Annotated in this window: 11 protein-coding genes and 5 pseudogenes; 9 read left to right on the plus strand and 7 right to left on the minus strand. The window is 57.5% G+C overall.

The features are described 5' to 3' along the window. Nucleotides 1-2: 2 nt before the first annotated feature. On the plus strand, nt 3-818 hold the full coding sequence (locus ML_RS00360) for a glycerophosphodiester phosphodiesterase (protein ID WP_010907507.1): 816 nt from the start codon (nt 3-5) through the stop codon (nt 816-818). A gap of 757 nt (nt 819-1,575) precedes the next feature. Here ML_RS00360 and ML_RS17140 read toward each other — a convergent pair. Beyond that, nucleotides 1,576-2,396: pseudogene (locus tag ML_RS17140) on the minus strand (LCP family protein). 905 nt (nt 2,397-3,301) lie between these two features. Here ML_RS17140 and pheA point away from each other — a divergent pair. Beyond that, nucleotides 3,302-4,264 (plus strand): prephenate dehydratase, encoded by a 963-nt coding sequence (gene pheA / locus ML_RS00370; RefSeq protein ID WP_049769934.1) that lies wholly within the window; start codon nt 3,302-3,304, stop codon nt 4,262-4,264. Next, nucleotides 4,261-4,956 (plus strand): histidine phosphatase family protein, encoded by a 696-nt coding sequence (locus tag ML_RS00375; RefSeq protein ID WP_010907509.1) that lies wholly within the window; start codon nt 4,261-4,263, stop codon nt 4,954-4,956. Before pheA ends, ML_RS00375 begins: the two co-directional genes overlap by 4 nt. A 282-nt stretch (nt 4,957-5,238) precedes the next feature. On the opposite strand, the pseudogene ML_RS00380 reads toward ML_RS00375, so the two are convergent. Both ML_RS00380 and ML_RS00385 read right to left on the minus strand, forming a co-directional pair. Continuing rightward, nucleotides 5,239-5,522, minus strand: a pseudogene (locus tag ML_RS00380) (metallopeptidase family protein). Next, entirely contained in the window at nt 5,519-6,871 is a 1,353-nt protein-coding gene (locus tag ML_RS00385; RefSeq protein ID WP_010907510.1) for a septum formation family protein, read from the minus strand. Before ML_RS00385 ends, ML_RS00380 begins: the two are co-directional and overlap by 4 nt. A gap of 121 nt (nt 6,872-6,992) precedes the next feature. Between ML_RS00385 and serS the strand changes: the two genes are divergently transcribed. After that, the gene (serS, locus tag ML_RS00390; RefSeq protein WP_010907511.1) at nt 6,993-8,246 is read left to right on the plus strand and encodes a serine--tRNA ligase; all 1,254 of its coding nucleotides are present in this window, start codon (nt 6,993-6,995) and stop codon (nt 8,244-8,246) included. A 1,246-nt stretch (nt 8,247-9,492) separates the two neighbouring features. Here the strand turns inward: serS and ML_RS00395 are convergent. Beyond that, nucleotides 9,493-9,645 carry a hypothetical protein gene (locus tag ML_RS00395; RefSeq protein ID WP_156517085.1) on the minus strand — a complete coding sequence of 51 codons (153 nt, stop codon included), beginning with the start codon at nt 9,643-9,645 and terminating at the stop codon, nt 9,493-9,495. Nucleotides 9,646-9,804: 159 nt separating this feature from the next. On the opposite strand from ML_RS00395, the gene ML_RS00400 reads away from it, so the two are divergent. Further along, the gene (locus ML_RS00400) at nt 9,805-9,960 is read left to right on the plus strand and encodes a hypothetical protein (RefSeq protein ID WP_156511856.1); all 156 of its coding nucleotides are present in this window, start codon (nt 9,805-9,807) and stop codon (nt 9,958-9,960) included. 1,190 nt (nt 9,961-11,150) lie between these two features. Here ML_RS00400 and ML_RS14615 read toward each other — a convergent pair. From ML_RS14615 to ML_RS00415, 3 genes and pseudogenes are all read right to left on the minus strand, one after another. Beyond that, nucleotides 11,151-11,452 (minus strand): annotated as a pseudogene (locus tag ML_RS14615) (hypothetical protein). 113 nt (nt 11,453-11,565) lie between these two features. Beyond that, nucleotides 11,566-13,006, minus strand: a pseudogene (locus ML_RS18310) ((2Fe-2S)-binding protein); the annotation flags it as partial. A gap of 116 nt (nt 13,007-13,122) precedes the next feature. Next, nucleotides 13,123-13,302, minus strand: a complete 180-nt coding sequence (locus ML_RS00415; RefSeq protein ID WP_145985157.1) for a hypothetical protein — start codon at nt 13,300-13,302, stop codon at nt 13,123-13,125. A gap of 623 nt (nt 13,303-13,925) precedes the next feature. On the opposite strand from ML_RS00415, the gene ML_RS00420 reads away from it, so the two are divergent. From ML_RS00420 to ML_RS00435, 4 genes and pseudogenes are all read left to right on the plus strand, one after another. After that, the gene (locus tag ML_RS00420; protein ID WP_162618215.1) at nt 13,926-14,693 is read left to right on the plus strand and encodes a lysophospholipid acyltransferase family protein; all 768 of its coding nucleotides are present in this window, start codon (nt 13,926-13,928) and stop codon (nt 14,691-14,693) included. Between the two features lie 40 nt (nt 14,694-14,733). Continuing rightward, nucleotides 14,734-15,105, plus strand: a pseudogene (locus ML_RS00425) (lysophospholipid acyltransferase family protein); the annotation flags it as partial. A gap of 94 nt (nt 15,106-15,199) precedes the next feature. Continuing rightward, nucleotides 15,200-16,045 carry a Cof-type HAD-IIB family hydrolase gene (locus tag ML_RS00430; RefSeq protein ID WP_010907513.1) on the plus strand — a complete coding sequence of 282 codons (846 nt, stop codon included), beginning with the start codon at nt 15,200-15,202 and terminating at the stop codon, nt 16,043-16,045. 174 nt (nt 16,046-16,219) lie between these two features. After that, a complete protein-coding gene (locus ML_RS00435) occupies nt 16,220-16,393 on the plus strand; it encodes a hypothetical protein (protein ID WP_156511854.1) in 174 nt (57 codons plus the stop codon). Nucleotides 16,394-16,687 lie beyond the last annotated feature (294 nt).

The raw sequence follows: 16,687 nt of genomic DNA on the forward strand, positions 1-16,687 counted from the left end.
TCATGATGTTGGCCGATGAGGTGTTCGCCGGGCATCCATTTGTAGTTGCTCACCGCGGTGCGTCGGCTGTTCTCCCGGAACATACCCTGGCTGCCTATGAGCTCGCGCTCAAAGAGGGCGCCGATGGTGTAGAGTGCGATGTGCGGCTGACTCGTGACGGCCATATGGTTTGTGTGCATGACCGCCGCCTGGACCGAACCTCGACGGGTGTCGGTTTGGTCAGCACGATGACGCTAGCCCAGTTGCGCGCGCTGGAGTACGGTGCGTGGCACAACAGCTGGCGTCCGGATGGTACGCACGGTGATACCGGTCTTCTGACCCTAGATGCCCTTGTTTCATTGGTTCTGGACTGGCACCGACCGGTGAAGATCTTTGTCGAAACCAAGCACCCAGTCCGTTATGGCGCGCTGGTGGAAAGCAAGTTGCTTGCACTCCTGCACCGCTTCGGTATCGCCGCGCCTGCATCCGCTGACCGATCTCGGGCTGTCGTGATGTCGTTTTCGGCGGCTGCGGTCTGGCGGGTTCGGCGAGCCGCACCACTGCTACCTACGGTTCTGCTCGGCAGAGCCGGCCGTTACCTGACCAGCAGCGCGGCTACTGCCGTCGGGGCTACTGCCGTCGGGCCCTCGCTGCCGGCGTTGAAGGAGTATCCGAAACTCGTGGACCGCGCTGGCGCCCAAGGCCGGGCGGTGTATTGTTGGAATGTCGATGATTACGACGACATCGATTTCTGTCGCGATATCGGTGTCGCCTGGATTGCCACCCGCCACCCAGGTCGCACAAAGGCGTGGTTGCAGAATAATGGGCGCACCGAGTAGTTCGGCGACGGGTGGGCACCGGTGGCGTTAGTTGCGCCTAAGCCGGCTGGCGCCGAGCCCGCATCGCGGGCAACGAAGTTCTCGTAGTCGAATCAGATTTGGCCCCAGAGCGATCGGCGATCCGTACCAGGGTGGTCTATTAGGGGGGCTCTATCGATCTGCTCTTGAAGGAACCGCTGCATAAACTGCTTGCTCGGGTAGTCGGCCTCGTCGCGCGCCATGGCAGCGAGCCGGATCACCTACTCGGTGACAGCGCGTTTTTGCTCTAGTGCCTGAGCTAACACATCGCACGGTTTGTCGAATCGATTGTGGCACCGTGTCCACCCCGGGGATCTTGACGTGGACGACACTGTTGAGCAGGTGCTGCACCAGTGTCATCGCGTGATTGCGTTACCAGACCGCTTAGCTGTAAAAGTGTTTCGTTAATTGCCGAAATGCGGCGCCATAGAAATGAACTCCGATCTCCAGATATCGCTAAATTCAGGTAAATTTTTACAAATATGTTCTTGAAGTAATCCACATAAATTTTAATAAATTGCCTATAATAGTATATTATAACGAAATGATAAAGCGTGTATTGTATAGCATACAAAGAAGATGTCACTTACTTGGGAAATTTTTTCCTAACCATGATTAACCTCTCTCCAATGTTTCCAATTAAAGTTTGTTCTAAGTAAACCCATATTACGTTTAAATATGCGAATTTATTGGGCCGGGTATTGATGTGGTGACCGGAATCGGGGTGGGTAGTCGGCCGCTACTGGGGCCTGTAGATGGCGTGCTCTGGTACTGGGGCATCAGAAGCCAGCACGTCGAACAATTCACGGGCCGCGTCATGGTTCCACACCACCACCGAGCTGGCCTCGTTGGTGGTTAACTCAACCAATAGGCACGCTCAGCCTGGTAGAGGATCCGCGCAGTGCCCAGCAGAGTTGGGCCAGATCCCACATGTGATCGCTCTGGTCCAAGGTGAGCGCGTTGGCAGCAACTTGTGGCACTGAGTACCAGTGCCACGGGTTGAGCCACACCACCGGTCTGGTGGCACGGTACAGCAGCGCTGACATGAACTTGTTGGTTGACCATCCGGGCCAGGTCTGCCCGCGGTGTAGGCCGAGTTCTTACGAAGCCTAGCGCATGACGGCCGTCCAACTGCTGGCAGCCAGCTGGCAGGTCGAGACCGATGGCCTGCTCCAGCGTTTGAGTGAGGAGAAGTCCGCCGCCTAGCGCAAATGCGGCGTTGATTTTGTCGTAACCGTGACCTGGGATCGACACATACGAGTCGCGCGGTATCGACACCATCGTCACTCGCTTGCTCGAGCTTAGCCCCCGCACGTGTACTAACAGAATCGTGTAGGTGCGGTCGCTGCCAATGTCGCCGTCGGTGGTCAGATCTTGCTGTTGCTCGGCGGTCAGGCCTTGGCGGCTATCCGAACCGACGAGCAGCTAGTTGGTTCTGCGGCCGGCGACTGCCTGGTTGGGGTAATCTGCCAGTGTCGGCTCACGGTGCAGTGACGTATCAAACCCAAGAGCTCCGGCGACAACGCCGCCCGAGACGAACAACGGACCGATCAGCGGCATGAGCGTGAGGAGCCGGCCCCAGCGGCGTATGCGGCATGTTTTCGGGGAGGACAGCCGTGGCCGGGTGTGTCGCCAGCTCTGATCGACTCGACGGTTGGCGGGGCTGGCGCAGCGGCTTGGTCCCGCCGGTGAACCGGTTTCGCGGCGATTTAACTGTGAGGGCTCCGGTCAGGCTTCCGGCGACGGGATCGGTCTTCGATGCCGTCGAAGATCTGGTGATCGGTTGCCGTTCATCTGGATAATTTACGTGGTTTTGGACTTACCATTCGGCCAAGCGGCTTACAAATTTGGTCGAGCGCCAGGTTACTGTTGGCTCTGTAGCCCGTTATGAGACGGGCAACCCAGTAGCACCCGGATGGCCTGGTTCAGCCCCGTCATGTCGTCGACTGGCTTATGGAAAGGCAGCCGGATCTCGTGGCCCACCGTCGTTACCTTATACGCGGAATCGCATGCCGTAACGGCCCAGGGACCAGTGGGCACAGCTGGCTGCGTCGCAGCAAGGCCATAAGCTTGGTCTATCAGTCGTGCGGCCACGTCGTTGTGAGCGGTTGCCAGGTGCCAGAGTAAGGATGATTCGATTTCGCAAAACGGATCGGTCGCGCTCATGCAGGCAGGAGGGCCTCGACACTAACGGGCTTGGCGTCGGTGGCGTTGGTGACCACCATGGCCGCGATCTCTAGCTGCATCAGCGTGTATCGAGCGTCCTACCCATCGTCACGATCGGATATCGGAGTGTCAACTTGCAGTAACGCTGGATTCGCATTCTTGGCGGTGATCAAGTCGAATATCCTGTTCAAGGCGGTAGACGGGACATGCTGGTGTGCTCAGCGAACGCATCTACATCTTGCCGTCGCGCGTATTAAGTGAGAGTAGCTGGTCGATTCGGTGCCACTAGGGTTGTGAGTGTGGCCCGCATCGCTTACCTTGGTCCTGAAGGAACCTTCACCGAGGCAGCGCTGCTCAGGATGACGGCCGCCGGACTGGTTCCCGATACCGGGCCGGACGGCTTACGGCGGTGGCCGACCGAGAGCACGCCCGCCGCGCTCGACGCTGTTCGTGGCGGTGCTGCGGATTATGCGTGCGTGCCTATCGAGAACTCCATCGACGGGTCGGTGGCTCCCACGTTGGACAACTTAGCCATCGGTTCGCCCCTGCAAGTGTTCGCTGAGACAACGCTAGATGTGGAGTTCAACATCGTTGTCAAACCCGGCATCACCGCCGCCGACATACGCACGTTGGCGGCCTTCCCAGTGGCGGCGGCGCAGGTGCGGCAATGGCTTGCTGCCCATCTGGCTGGCGCTGAACTGCGGCCGGCGTATTCCAACGCCGACGCGGCTCGGCAGGTTGCCTACGGACAGGTGGATGCAGCAGTTACGTCGCCGCTGGCCGCCACCCGCTGGGGGTTGATAGCGCTCGCCGCCGGCATCGTCGACGAACCCAACGCCCGGACTCGTTTCGTTCTGGTTGGGATGCCGGGGCCGCCTCCGGCCCGCACCGGAACCGATCGTACTTCGGCGGTGCTTCGCATCGACAACGCGCCTGGCATGTTGGTGGCCGCGCTGGCTGAATTCGGCATCCGCGGCATTGACCTCACCCGAATTGAATCCCGGCCGACCCGCACCGAACTTGGCACCTACTTGTTCTTCGTGGACTGCGTAGGACACATCGATGATGGTGTTGTCGCCGAGGCACTGAAGGCGTTACATCGTCGTTGTGCGGACGTGTGTTATCTCGGTTCCTGGCCGGCGGGCCTGGCTACTGGTCCAACGGTGTCACCGCCGCCGCCGGACGAAGCTTCGCGCTGGTTGGCCAGGCTGCGGGCAGGCAAACCCGATCAGGCCTCTGAACCAGGGGGCGGCAAGCTATGAGCAGTCGTTTGGTGCTGCTGCGGCATGGCCAGTCATACGGCAATGTCGAGGGCAGGTTAGACACTCGGCCACCGGGAGCGTCGCTGACGCCGTTCGGTCGTGATCAAGCCCGGGTGTTCGCCCAGGCAGCTGGGCGGCCGGTACTGCTCGTGCATTCGGTGGCCATCCGGGCTTTGGAGACGGCCGCAGTGCTCGGTGCCGAATTTGATGTGCCAATCCGCGAGATTGCTGGCATTCACGAAGTCCAGGTCGGTGAGCTCGAAAACCGTAACGATGACGACGCGATTGCCGAATTTAATGCCATTTACGACCGTTGGCATCATGGTGAGCTCGATGTGCCATTGCCTGGCGGCGAGACCGCCAACGACGTATTGGATCGCTATCTTCCGGTACTTGTCGACCTACGCATGCGCTACCTCGACGACGGTGACTGGACCGGAGACGTTGTCGTCGTAAGCCATGGCGCAGCGATCCGGCTTGTCTCTGCGGTGCTAGCCGAGGTGGACGGCAGATTTGCGCTGGAAAACCGTGTGAATAATGCTGAGTCGGTGGTGCTGGTACCCGTCACCGACGGTCGATGGAGCTGCGTGAGGTGGGGAGCCTTGACGCCTCCCTTCTACCCTCATCTGCACCGACCTGATTCCACCTTGGTTACCGACGTTGTGATGTCGGGCAGGGACTCACTGGGCTAATCGGATCTGCTCACACCGCGAGTGCGACCAATTCAGCGCACCCACAGCCAGACCGCATAGCTGTCGACGACGAAGCTGTGTGGGGGAACCTCTCAGGGCTGACGCGGTCCGCCTCAGTGTATGCTGGTCTGGCTCAGCCACCCGCCGATTGAGTGACTCATGATGGTGCCCCGGCATTGTATTCAAGCTTACTTGGCAGTCGCGGCAGTCGTCGATCATAAGCAGTTCATAGCACCAGGCTGAAACAACTAAGGGACGCCGCGCTCATGCGAAGGAGCGTGATCAGGCCCAGCCCAGTTGGTATAGTTGATCATCATCGATGCCGAAGTGGTGTGCGATTTCGTGGGTCATTGTGATCGTTACCTGGTCGACGATTTCTTCGTCGGAGTCCCGCTCGGTCAATACCACTCCTTCTTACAGTCCGAGCAGGTCGGCGTCCTGCGGATGGTGATTTGGCAACTAGCACAGCAACGTTGGTCATCGCGACTATCAACTTGGTCGGAAACAGGTCCAATGAATTCGGAGACCAGCTCGTCAAACCGCTGCGGGTCCATCCGCACAGTCACTCGGCTAACCCCCCGGGGCTGGCTCGGCCTGCCCAGGGATGGGGGCTGATCGGACGCCCTCGGCGCTTCGACATCTGCCGGGTGTGGCGGGCTTTCGGCAGGTGCTTCGCAGGCGACACTGAGGCTGCGGGAGCCGTCGACGCAGGTGACTGCGGAACCGTCACAATCGGCTGTTGCTTGCGGTGCTGCTGATTGCCAGGCGGGATCGGGTTTACTGGGACGTTAGACTGGCTGTTTGGCACCTGAAGGTGGTGAAGGGGTATCGGTGGCATGCCGAGTCTCTCTTCAGGGATGTCGGGCGGCGGTGTCGGCGGCTGATTGTTTATCAGCAGGGGACCCTTAGCGCTGTTCACCAGCGTGGCCCAGCCACCGTTACCCATCGTAGCGCCTATGCTACACGCGACTTTACGGCTGCCTGCTGCCCAACTGGACAGAGACAGGGTGGGGTAGATCAGCGTCAGGGTGGTGGTGCGCAGCTCGATCGCCGCCAGATAGATATCGGTTAGCCGGGTGCACGCATCCTTGATGAAGGTATCCTGTTCGGATGCAGCCGGAAGGGCATTCGGGAACTTATCGGCCAGATTGACCGTACCGGTGACCTCCATTGCGTGCGGCGCCACGCAGTCAACGGGGATATCGATCGGTTGGTTGGTCGTGAGGTCGATGCTTAAGCAGGTGCCGGCAGGCCAGACCTTGGATTGGTCGATATTGGCAACTTTGCCCTTGAAGGCGACTTGCTGGTTGTTCACGCCGGGTAGCTGCAGGCCGCACAGCATGCGGCGCTCACCGCTCTGGCGCCATGCTCGGTCACCGGACCACAGCATGCTTATGGTGTATTTGCTGTTGGGATCGAACTTGGTGCCGAGGTAGCGACGAACGGCTGTCTCGCACTGTTCCTCACTGATCTGTTGAATGCGAGCCGGCGACGGTGGAGCGGCGTTGGGCCCGTACTCTGAACCAGGGAAAGTCCGCATGTCGATGGATTCGGCGACTTCAAACCGGTGATCGTCAGCGCAGTTGACGATCACCGCGGTGTGCGGTGTGCTATCCGGCCACATCAGGCAATCGCCGTTGGTGGCGCGGTTGAACGCGACGTTACTCTTGGCGCCGGTGCTGGGCACCGGATTGCTGTCGATATAGGTGGCTAGCAGTCCAGATCCGGTCCCAACGGTGGGAATCGCGGTGACCAGTCCACCGATTAGTAGGCCGCCAAGGGCTGTGAGTAGCAGCCCTCGTCGGGTCGCTCTGGCCTGCAAAGTACTCGGCCATTGGAACTCGACAGGTGGTTGTTCGTCCTCGCCGGTCAAGTCATCGGCGAGTGCGGGTTCCTCTTCGGGCGCGTCCAACATCTCATCCATCCTGACAGGCTCAACAAAGTTCTTGTGACAAACGTTGCAGATGTGCCACCGTCGACCTGTTCGTGCGGGTGCTTCGGCACGTGTGCGTAGCGTCAAAAGTAGTCTTCAAGCCGTGATTGACCTGCAATTGCTCCGGGAAGACCCCGACGTGGTCCGCCGTTCCCAACTTAGCCGTGGCGAAGACCCGGCCTTGGTGGATGCCCTACTGACAGCCGACACTGCTCGTCGGGCCGCAATTTCGGCTGCAGACTCGCTGCGTGCTGAACAGAAGGCCACCAGCAAAAGCTTGGGCGCGGCATCTGCCGAGGACCGTCCGGCGTTATTGGAGCGCGCAAAGGACCTCGCCGAGCAGGTGAAAGCCGCTGAAACCACCCAGGCTGAGACTGCGGCGGCATTCGCTGCAGCGTACATGGCAATTTCCAACGTCGTTCTGGATGGAGTGCCGACCGGCGGAAAGGACGACTACGCGGTACTGGATATTGTTGGCGATCCACCGCCTTTGAGCAATCCAAAGGACCACCTGGAACTCGGCGAAGCACTGGGCTTGATCGACATGCAGCGTGGTGCCAAAGTGTCCGGCTCGCGGTTCTACTTCCTCACCGGTCGGGGTGCGCTGTTACAACTAGGCCTGTTGCAGCTTGCGTTGCGGCTTGCTGTCGAGAACGACTTTATCCCAATGATCCCGCCCGTGCTGGTGCGCCCGGAGGTGATGTCTGGTACCGGATTTTTGGGCGCTCATGCCGAGGAGGTGTATAGGGTAGACGATCTGTATCTGGTGGGCACCTCTGAAGTGCCAATGGCCGGCTATCACTCCGACGAAATCCTCGATCTATCCGTTGGCCCGCTACGGTACGCGGGTTGGTCGTCGTGTTTCAGGCGCGAGGCCGGCAGCCACGGCAAGGACACTCGTGGCATCATCCGGGTGCACCAGTTCGACAAGGTGGAGGGGTTTGTCTACTGTGCACCCACCGACGCCGAGGTTGAACACCAACGGCTGCTGGGTTGGCAGCGCGAGATGTTGGCGCGCATAGAGGTGCCATATCGGGTAATCGACGTGGCTGCGGGCGATCTCGGTTCGTCGGCGGCCCGCAAGTTCGATTGCGAGGCGTGGGTACCGACCCAGGGCAGCTACTGCGAGCTGACCTCGACGTCAAACTGCACCACCTTCCAGGCGCGCCGGCTAGCTACCCGCTACCGAGATGCCAGTGGCAAGCCACAGATCGTTGCCACACTAAACGGCACGCTGGGTACCACCCGGTGGCTGGTCGCGATCTTGGAAAACCACCAGCGGCCCGACGGCAGCGTGCGGGTGCCGCCGGCTTTGGTACCTTTCGTCGGCACAGAGTTGCTAGAGTCGCCCCGCTGAAGGTGTGATGAACGAAGGGCTGCCTGTCTTCAAGAAACATGCGAGCGTTACGTGCGGTGAAATCCCACGGGGTGTTGTTGATGTCTCAGTGATTACTCAGCTTGTCGCCGGCACAAATCATTATAGTCATATATAGGCGCTCTCGCTTAATCACCATTCTTGGTAACGCCCTATCCGGGGTCGGTGAGAGTCGATGCGGAGAAGGTGACTGTCCGCTCCTCCTTCCGAGTGCGCCGCAGGAAACCTCAGTAGTTTCTGTGGTTGGCATTGTGTCCTGTTGCTTTGGTTACGCTGGCTCGACCTGACGGAGGTAGGGCCTGGATCCGACGTGCGCTGCGGCCGATTACTCGCCGTGTTCCTGCCTGGGTGGTAACCACCGTCGCGGGATCCAGACGTCAGTTTGTGGTGTGGTACTGCGCGATTCGCTCACTGTGTTTTCGTCTCCTTCATGTTGCTTCTCCAGTATCCGCTGCCTGGTCGTTACTATGGGCTCTGGTTGGAGGAGCTCAATGATTGTGGCGTCGTTGCACTTAAATCCATAAGCCAGTTCTTGCTTGAATTTTTTACACGAATTCACCTTCTGCGCTTAGCCGCCCCACCACCTCGACGAACATACCTCGGTTGCGGAAAGATTGGTTTATAATGAATTTAACCACCATCTCCACTGACCCGGCTGCCGTCCTTGGTGGGAAGTGCGGACGTATTCGGGTCTGACGTGGTTCCCCGCGAAGTACCAGGCAGTAGGAATTGGGTTGTAGATCCGAGGGAGCTGGGCCTAACCACTTCGGTGTACAGTTCGGTACCCGCGATGCACGTCAACACCGGCTGCGGTGGTGAGAAGGAACAACCAGTGTGAATAGCAGTAGGGCGTGCATCGGGGGTGGCTAAGGTACGACTGCGTAGACCTAATTGCGTTGGTCCGCGTAGACTCCAGAGAGCGATTAGGTATAGATTAACGCTAATAAGCCCGACGTCATGAGCGAGCGGAGCACCCGTACACCGAGGCCCCCATTTCATCGGGGGGTGAAACGCGGACCGCACGGTCTGATAGGCAAGTTCCGGTATCGCTATTACCAGGGCAGTCATCGCTTGCTGTAACCGGTTATGGGTTCTGTCGTCACCAACGCTATGGGCACTTCAGTTGGCATGTTTTTCTGCGGATAGGTAGCGATACGCTGTTGCGTCACCAAATTCCAACCACAGAAGCCGGTATACCGCGATCGGTTGGTGTGCCTGTGTTTATGCCTTACCGTAAGGAAAGCAACAGGATTAAGGCGATAGTGCGGGTGACTTCAATGATCGACGCACCGAGCCGACCGGTCCCAGTGTGTATCAACACGTCGCTAGCGCGGGTGTAGTCGCGTATTGCTGCTGTAGCGGTCATTGTCTTACTGTCCATCGACAGCGAGGATTTGAGACGCACGATATGTGACAAAATTTGAGACATCGCGACCAAGTAGTGGGGAAGTGATGTTTCATCGGAGGTCTCGTGTCATTGTGGCTTGTGGTCGTTGTCTTTCGATCTTGACACTCCGGCAAAAATATGGTTTATGCCGAAATGGCCGTAATCACGGGTATTGGGTGTCGGCGCCGGGAAGAATTGGTTGTGTTGGCCGGCCAGTATGTTGATCGCGTCGGGCTTGTGGGTTTTGCTGATGATCTGCAGCGTTTTGCCGACGAACGGCCGGAGAGTAGGGTTCGGATCGAACTGTGACCGGTAGATTTCCTCGGATCAGAACGAATCGGAACGATTGCTTTGCGCAGATATACAGGCCATAGCGAAGGTCCGGTACTATCGGTGTGTCGGTATTCGCACGCCACGAAAACGTTGACCTCCACTCAGGCCTAACCGTTACCGTCAAAAGTTTGGATCGCCACTATACGGTGAATATGCGAGCTACTTGGCTGTTGATCAAAGTGCTTGCTAAGCGTTGGCCGGCAACAGGTAGAAGCGTGGTGGCGCTCACCAGTGATCACACAATGAATAACCTACCCTACGGGGCTACGAAAGCCGTAATAGATCGAATTGTGCTTGCTGCTGCCTACGCACTAGGGTGTTCAAGCCGTGCTCGCCAACGTGATCAATTCGGGCCCGGGCGACATTGGCTGGATGACACCCCGACCTCCAGACGCGATTAACCTCTATGCAACCGCCCGGATGTTTAGGAAACCCTAAAAGACTTCCAACTTGGTGTGCGCTTTCTGCTGTCCGACTACTGGCAGTAGGTTAACGGCCAGCTCATCCACTGCAACGGCAGTTTCTCCAAAGACCAACTCCATGTCTGCGTTAGTGCAACATGCAGAAAACTATGGTATCATTCCTGTTATCTCGCATTCAGCTGGGCTAAGTCTGGCCGCCCACGGTTGTAAGCGCCGTGGCGGATTGTGCATTCCGGCGCTGTCGTCCGATCGTGGCGAAGTAGTAGGCAAGCGGGAAAGAAAAGCTAGAAGCAAAAAACAGCCACGGACACCGCATCCCGCTCCGGTAGCTATAAACACTGGCAGCAGAATCATATTCGTAACGAAGTAGTCACAGTTGCCCGAAACAGCGGTTGGGTTGGTGATCTGCATCCGCAGGAAATGCGGATAGCTTTCCGGTCCCTGGACCAGGTTACCCTGCCCGGCCCCATCGTGCACACAGCGTGTATTGAAATATCATCTTAGTATGGTAGCCGCTATACCAACTATGAAGTGCCCGCACTTTGTGGAGAAAAAGACGGCTTTCCAGTAAGTTTGGTATAAAACTGTGGTTTTGACGTGGTTATCTAGCCGATAGCGGATAGGTTACGGACTGTGTGGACAAGAAGCGAGATCATGGGTAGTGTGGCCATGCCATGGTGGACTAGGGATCACATGCATTCCCGGTTACAATTCCGGTTGTGCAGAGCTGGAGGGCCTGTGCAGTTAACCGTGTTGACTCAGCAGTTCATCTTCCAGTGCGAGGAACTCGTCGGACCTAGTTCGTGGAGTAAACGCCGGGCTCAGCCGGAGCTTGGGCCCGTCCAAGGTAATCAAGATCGACCTGAATAGCAGGTATGAGTCAAGTTTTAGCTAGCGGTGGAAATCGAGGGTTCCCCAAATGCGTAACCACTGAAAGAATAGGATTAACGCTTCGGCTTTCATACCAGCATCGCTTTCAGCGCAATTACCTTCGACGTGCCAGAAGGAAAGTGATAGCGGTGCAACGTGATTACCACGTGATCCAGCTGGACAAAGCCTTAGTCCTAAGATTCCTGCAGAATTGAAGTAATTTTCAGAAACTCCGCAACTGGTGGCACCGTGAGGTGAGAAAACGGCCGTCATCCAATCGCCATTGTTACCTATACAGATTACAGGTCGGTATGTTTACCGTGCGGTCTGCCGCCGAACTTCAATAGATCGGTTTTGACATGGGGGAAGATCCGCTGAATCTCCTTGCAGTACAGAGTGATCGATGCGCAATCCTAATGTTGTCTAGGCTAACCAGCTATCGTCTTAAGCAATGTTCTCGTCCAGTCAGACATGTTGAAGAACGTGTACAGATATTCGTTGTAGCCACCGGTCCGCCAAGCCTTAAGGCACGTGGACAAGAAGATGGTGTTGATCCAGTCCGGTTCGTGATTAAGCACTACTGGTAAGTAACAACTCCGGCACTATCTACGAATCCGTAGAATAGTTTCATAATTAGAAATCTGCTAGCGCTTGAGCATGTTTCGGAAAGTCCAAAACTACAGTTTCAAGCACGATAATCAATTCGACAAGATATCCGGTTCTGTCGCTGATAACGTTGCTTTGCAACATGATCGGTTCGAACAACACGCGCCACCTCTCTAGCAGAAGATCACTTTCTGCGATCTCCCAATTTGCCTGCTTCGCATTAAGTACGGAAGCCATCTGTTCGGCATAGTCGGTGATGTAGGCGGACTGTTTGGTGTTGAAGATAGCCACAATTTTCTCGACCTGGAGTAAATGGTTCAGTGAATTCAGTATCCTGCCATCGCACCAGAGGATCGACTCGATAAAATCAGCAAGTCACGTCAGCGCCCGTTCCTGTGTATCTGATCCAGGAACACCATGTTGAGGTAGCGCAGCAAATCGTGGTACGAAAATGACTGCGGCACTATACAGGTGGTCCTCATCTGAGTGATGTATAGATGCGCACTGTCCATATGACGTTGGCGTTTCTGGGTAGCTAATATACCCTTGGCACCCGCAGGCATGTCGTAGAAATTAGATACCATGTCGCTCCGAAAGTATTGCAGTAGATGTATACAAACGTGGAAGAACTAAGATGTCAATGATTTCAAGTTGACAGGGCGAGCGTAGTTTATGTTGAAAACCTTTGCTGTGTAGTCAGAAACTGCTGCCGTCGAGTAGCTGATCGGGCTGACGTTGGGGTCCGCAGGCTATGCTCGTGACGTTGAGCTTGCCTTTGGTTTCGGTCAGGCGGTGCTTGACCGAGTTGGTGGCCTCGGAAAATCGGTGAAATCCTAAATTCTGCAGTTCATTCCGCAGATTGTTCACCACGATCTGGGATGTTGTGCTGCAAGGGTTAGTGTACATAGCTCCGACGTAACCTTATTAACATGGTCGTGCAGGTGCTTGGCGTTGAAGTGATCCTTGTGTAAATGCCAGACGTACAAATACATCGCAAGTCATCTTAGTGGTGTCCTAATCTAGAGCCCTAATTATTTTATTGTCGGGAAAGGGGACCAGGAGGCGAAGTAGGCCGGATTGAACTAATTATCATACAGAATACTGCTCGCGTAGGTCTCGATCAAAAAATTGGCGCGGCTTGCGTCTGTGCTCTACACAACTACCTTCCGGTTGCCTTCTTTATGCCCGTTTCGCCGCTGCGATTGGCGGGTACGTGCCACCTTGAGCTTAGACCGAAGTGTCAAACTTCGGCCGCCGCAGAATGCCGGTAGTAATCAATGCGCGACGAGTCTGGCTCGATGCCGTAGGCAGCGGAAAGCTCTGCGTACCACACCCGACCGGGGTAATTTGTGCCCAACGACAGCGTCGCTACCGCTCGGTCGGACACACCGAGACCGCCGAATCGATGTATCCTCAGCAACGGTCATCGTCGATTACGGTGTTGGCTGCGCAAGCATAGCCATAATAGACCACCAGCTGCTCCACCAGATGTGGTTTGGCCAGACGTGTTTGTTGTGCCAGCGTTAGCGTGGCCAGCCGGACAGTTACTGACCAGTCAAACGGGCATGATCACACCGGCTAGCTGGTCGTGCAATCTACTCCAGCCTCGTGCCAAATCGCTCGTACCCCCACATCCGGGTCCGCGACCCAGCTTGGGTGTACCGCCGACCGGCTAGGCAGCGCGAGAGCACACGAAACCATTCTCAATTGGCCGCCTGGAATCGTGTCTCTAGACCCACACCCAGCCACCCGCGGGTACCACAAATCATAAATGAAGTACGCCGTCCCGTCGCGACACCTTGGGCTTGAGCACAACCGTCTTGCCTTCACCATCTCGATAAACTTGTTGCCAGAACTTGTTCAAGTCTACCCGAAAGGTGACACGCTTAGCTCGTTGATCTAGGCTGCATGCATTGCTCTGTCGGCGACAAATTGGCTAATAACGGCAGGTAACTGTGGTGGAGGCATCGGGTAATGTATAGCATTACTCTCTTTGTTGACCGTTTCGACGAAGCGCCGTCAGGAGCACTAAGCTAATTGGCTGTGGAACCACTATACGGGACTGTAATTCAGTTTGCTCGCCTGCTCTGGCTGATTCAGGGTCTGAAGGTCAGTGTTCGGGGTATAGAAAACTTGCCGGCCAGCGGCGGGGCCGTCATCGCCATCAACCACACCAGCTACCTCGACTTCACTTTTGCGGGTTTACCCGCTTACCAGCAGGGCCTAGGGCGCAAGGTGCGGTTCATGGCCAAGCAAGAGGTATTCGATGGCAAAATTACCGGACCGATTATGCGCCGCCTGCGACACATACCGGTGGACCGGCAAGAGGGTGCCGCGTCTTACGAAGCCGCCGTTAGGAATCTCAAAGATGGTGAACTCGTCGGCGTCTACCCCGAGGCGACGATCAGCCGAAGCTTTGAGATAAAGGAATGCAAAGGGGGCGCAGCGCGGATGTCGGCGGAGGCTAGGGTGCCGATAATTCCGCACATCGTCTGGGGTTCACAGCGGATCTGGACCAAGGACTGCCCCAAGAAGCTCCTTCGCCCGAAGGTGCCGATTTTGGTGCTCGTCGGCGAACCGATTGAACCAACGTTGGGTGTAGCACAATTAAAGGCCTTGTTGCACTTTCGGATGCAACATCTGCTGGAACGAGCACAAGAGCTGTACGGACCGCACCCGGCTGGGGAGTTTTGGGTGCCGCATCGGCTGGGCGGGGGTGCCCCTTCGCTAATCAAGGCGGCTCGCCTCGACGCTGAGGAGGCAACCGAGAGGGCGGCGCGGCGCGCCCAGCGTGCCAAAGTAGCGGAGTAGTTATCGATGGCGATACCGGCTTTACGACACGTCAGAGTTCCTGGCTCAGCTGGTTGTCCTGGCCAGCGGAAGCCAGACCACCTGCGTGAGCGAGGAGAATATCCCCGACCACGGTGGTGCCGTGAACCACACCAGCTATGTCGACTGGCTGCCAGCCGCGCTAGCGATTTCGCGTTGGCGGTTTCGATTCATGATCAAGGCCGAGATGCGACGGGTGAAGGTGGTTAATTTCTTGATCAAGTTCGCCGGCACCATCCCCCTGGACCGGGATGCCGGGGCGGGTGCCTTTGCCGTGGCCGTGCAGCGGCTATGCGCGAGGGAGCTGGTCGGCGTCTCTCCGGAGACCACCATCACCGGCAGTTTAGAACTCAGGGAATTCAAAACCGGAGTGGCCCGGATGATAGTGGAGGCTCCCAAAGCCGGGACCGACGGTGTGACGCCACTGGGCCATAGCCAAAGTGGCTCACGCTGATCACCCCTAACTGGCTGCGGGGCGGTTTGTCTCAGTGACCGATACGACTAGGCCGGCTCCAACGCCGACCCAGCCAACGCTTATAGCCTGTGACGTTGACGGCACGTTGCTCGATGAGAACGAGACTGTAACCGCGCGTACCCGCGCCGCTGTACGCTCCGCCGTGGCCGGCGGAGCGTATTTCGTCTTGGCCACGGGCCGCCCGCCGCGTTGGGTGCGGCCGGTCGTCGACGCACTTGGTTTCCCGCCGATGGCGGTGTGTGCCAACGGTGCCGTGATATACGATCCTGCGACCGATCGGGTGGTATCGGCGCGCACGCTGGCCGTTGACATCCTAGGCGAGTTGGTCGAGATCGCAACGCGCGTCATCCCTGGCGCGGGTCTGGCTGTCGAGCGTGTCGGTGATCGCGCCCATGACAGCGCTACCCCACAGTTCGTCAGCTCGGTGGGTTACGAGCATGCGTGGCTCCACCCGGACAACACTGAGGTGTCGATCGAAGATCTGCTTAGCGTTCCGGCTATCAAGCTCCTGATCCGCAAGTCCGGTGCCCGCAGTGCGGATATGGCTGCCGAACTAGCCAAGCATGTCGGGATTGCGGGCGACATAACCTACTCCACCAACAACGGTCTAGTGGAGATCCTGCCGCTGGGAATCAGCAAGGCCACCGGCGTCGAAGAGGTTGGACGGCCGCTAGGGATCGCGGATGGCAACGCGGCGGCTTTCGGCGACATGCCCAACGACGTTCCGATGCTGCTACGGGCGGGTCACGGCGTGGCGATGGGTAATGCGCATCCCGCCGTGCTGGCCGCCGCTGACGAGATCACCGCCCCCAATACCGATGACGGTGTTGCCCGGGTGTTGGAACGCTGGTGGAGCTAACCCACTTGCCAGTGGATCTAGAAGTCATACGCAGCCTCGGTTGTGGGAGACTGTCTGTGTTCTGGCATGCTGCCTTAACGTCCCGGTGGACCGCCAGTGGGATCAGAACAAGACCTGCCGGGCAAGCGGGTCAAGGCTAAAAACCACCATTAGCATTGGCCGGGTTGGCGGCAGATGAATGCTGGGGAAGAGTTCGCAGAACCGCAGCGGCAGGCCGAGCAGGTGCGGCTCGATGCGGAAGCCAAGCGGCGCCGTCGCAATGGGGTGCTGATGGCTCCGGTGTCGGGGTGGCGGGTTTTGGCGCGTTTAAGGTATTTGATGTTGTTGCAGCCTGACTCCACTGCCTAACCTAATGCGTTCAAGGGATCCTACCGGCCTGCTGGTGATTTGCAGGAAAGCTATTGACGACTTGCGTGAGCTTACTAAATACGTCCGCTCACTCCAACCTCGGTCGGAAAAAGCTAACACCACCATCGGCAAGCCGCTGGATGGGCTGTCAGCGAGAAATGTTCGGGCGGTACTGTCGGTCCTCTGGGGGTTTGTGTTGCCGGCGTCGAGATCCTGTGGACTTGTGTCCGGTGGCGGGTCGAAGTTTGACGTTCCGTGCTGTAAGTTTTGCTGTGATCTCCAGCGGCTCTTGTA

The sequence above is a fragment of the Mycobacterium leprae TN genome (assembly GCF_000195855.1).
Lineage (GTDB): Bacteria > Actinomycetota > Actinomycetes > Mycobacteriales > Mycobacteriaceae > Mycobacterium > Mycobacterium leprae.

Coding starts and splice junctions, on each gene's coding strand:
- ML_RS00360 (WP_010907507.1), top strand. CDS start 3: ATGATGTTGGCCGATGAGGTGTTCGCCGGGCATCCATTTGTAGTTGCT.
- ML_RS00375 (WP_010907509.1), top strand. CDS start 4,261: ATGAGCAGTCGTTTGGTGCTGCTGCGGCATGGCCAGTCATACGGCAAT.
- ML_RS00385 (WP_010907510.1), bottom strand. CDS start 6,871: ATGTTGGACGCGCCCGAAGAGGAACCCGCACTCGCCGATGACTTGACC.
- ML_RS00395 (WP_156517085.1), bottom strand. CDS start 9,645: ATGGACAGTAAGACAATGACCGCTACAGCAGCAATACGCGACTACACC.
- ML_RS00400 (WP_156511856.1), top strand. CDS start 9,805: ATGGCCGTAATCACGGGTATTGGGTGTCGGCGCCGGGAAGAATTGGTT.
- ML_RS00435 (WP_156511854.1), top strand. CDS start 16,220: ATGAATGCTGGGGAAGAGTTCGCAGAACCGCAGCGGCAGGCCGAGCAG.